The following is a 1383-nucleotide window of genomic DNA, read 5'->3' as shown; positions in this document are numbered from 1 at the left end:
GAACTGGTGACCTACTGATTACAAGTCAGTTGCTCTACCTACTGAGCTAAGTCGGCACACTTTATTTGGCTCCTCCTGCTGGACTTGAACCAGCGACATACGGATTAACAGTCCGCCGTTCTACCGACTGAACTAAGGAGGAATTGTACGTTTTATCTTACTCGATTAAATCAAGCGAGATGAATATGGTGCCTCGAGGCGGAATCGAACCACCGACACGAGGATTTTCAATCCTCTGCTCTACCGACTGAGCTATCGAGGCAAAAACACGAAGTTAATCGTTGTTTTGCATTTCTTACGTGCGTAAGAGAATAAATGGTGCCGACTACCGGAGTCGAACTGGTGACCTACTGATTACAAGTCAGTTGCTCTACCTACTGAGCTAAGTCGGCACACTATATTCTTTTTTATTTCTCCGCTCAATGAGCCAAGAAACTAAATAGTGGCTCCTCCTGCTGGACTTGAACCAGCGACATACGGATTAACAGTCCGCCGTTCTACCGACTGAACTAAGGAGGAACAGATTGTGGTTGCTTGCACCAAACTTCGAAAGGGAAGTGATGGTGCCTCGAGGCGGAATCGAACCACCGACACGAGGATTTTCAATCCTCTGCTCTACCGACTGAGCTATCGAGGCAACGGNCGTTCTACCGACTGAACTAAGGAGGAACAGATTGTGGTTGCTTGCACCAAACTTCGAAAGGGAAGTGATGGTGCCTCGAGGCGGAATCGAACCACCGACACGAGGATTTTCAATCCTCTGCTCTACCGACTGAGCTATCGAGGCAACGGAGCGCATTAAAAAGGTTTTCGCTCTTTTCGTCAATGCTTTTTTTTCAAATAATTATCAACCTTGTCTTTTTTATCCCGTTTGTTTGAAAAGTGAGCTTTTATTAAGAGTTACAGTGATGTTATGGCTGAAAAAGAGAATAAATATAAGGAATTTATGAAGCTTAAGTTTGGGATGTTTTCAGCTGTTTAAGAGAAAAATATGGCATAAAAATGAGAAATAAGCGCAAAGCAGAAAGATAAAAGAGGCGAAGCTAGAGAGGGGGAGTGAGAACTAAAGAGATGTGAGTGGAAGAAATATGACTGAACGTATTGATTACGCCAAATTACAGGCGAAAAAAAACCTTGTCTTGCGACAAGGTTTCTTAACTGGCTCCTCCTGCTGGACTTGAACCAGCGACATACGGATTAACAGTCCGCCGTTCTACCGACTGAACTAAGGAGGAATCGTACTTTTTATCTTACTTGATAAAATCAAGTGAGATGAATATGGTGCCTCGAGGCGGAATCGAACCACCGACACGAGGATTTTCAATCCTCTGCTCTACCGACTGAGCTATCGAGGCAAAAACACGAAGTTAATCGTTGTTTTGC

At 44.3% G+C, this 1383-nt stretch carries 8 tRNA genes; all 8 read right to left on the bottom strand.

Going from position 1 to position 1383, the window contains the following annotated elements:
• Nucleotides 1-66: 66 nt before the first annotated feature.
• Nucleotides 67-142, bottom strand: a tRNA-Asn gene (locus E5A76_RS02115).
• Nucleotides 143-186: 44 nt separating this feature from the next.
• Nucleotides 187-262 (bottom strand) — tRNA-Phe (locus tag E5A76_RS02110).
• A 54-nt stretch (nt 263-316) separates the two neighbouring features.
• Nucleotides 317-392: transfer RNA gene (locus E5A76_RS02105), tRNA-Thr, on the bottom strand.
• Between the two features lie 51 nt (nt 393-443).
• Nucleotides 444-519: transfer RNA gene (locus E5A76_RS02100), tRNA-Asn, on the bottom strand.
• 42 nt (nt 520-561) lie between these two features.
• Nucleotides 562-637: transfer RNA gene (locus tag E5A76_RS02095), tRNA-Phe, on the bottom strand.
• Nucleotides 638-711: 74 nt separating this feature from the next.
• Nucleotides 712-787: transfer RNA gene (locus E5A76_RS02090), tRNA-Phe, on the bottom strand.
• Between the two features lie 372 nt (nt 788-1159).
• Nucleotides 1160-1235, bottom strand: a tRNA-Asn gene (locus E5A76_RS02085).
• Nucleotides 1236-1279: 44 nt separating this feature from the next.
• A tRNA-Phe gene (locus E5A76_RS02080) sits at nt 1280-1355 on the bottom strand.
• Nucleotides 1356-1383 lie beyond the last annotated feature (28 nt).

The organism is Photobacterium lucens, from assembly GCF_009873615.1.
Lineage (GTDB): Bacteria > Pseudomonadota > Gammaproteobacteria > Enterobacterales > Vibrionaceae > Photobacterium > Photobacterium lucens.
The sequence above is the reverse complement of the archived record's forward strand: the minus strand, read 5'-3'. Positions and strand labels throughout refer to the sequence as shown.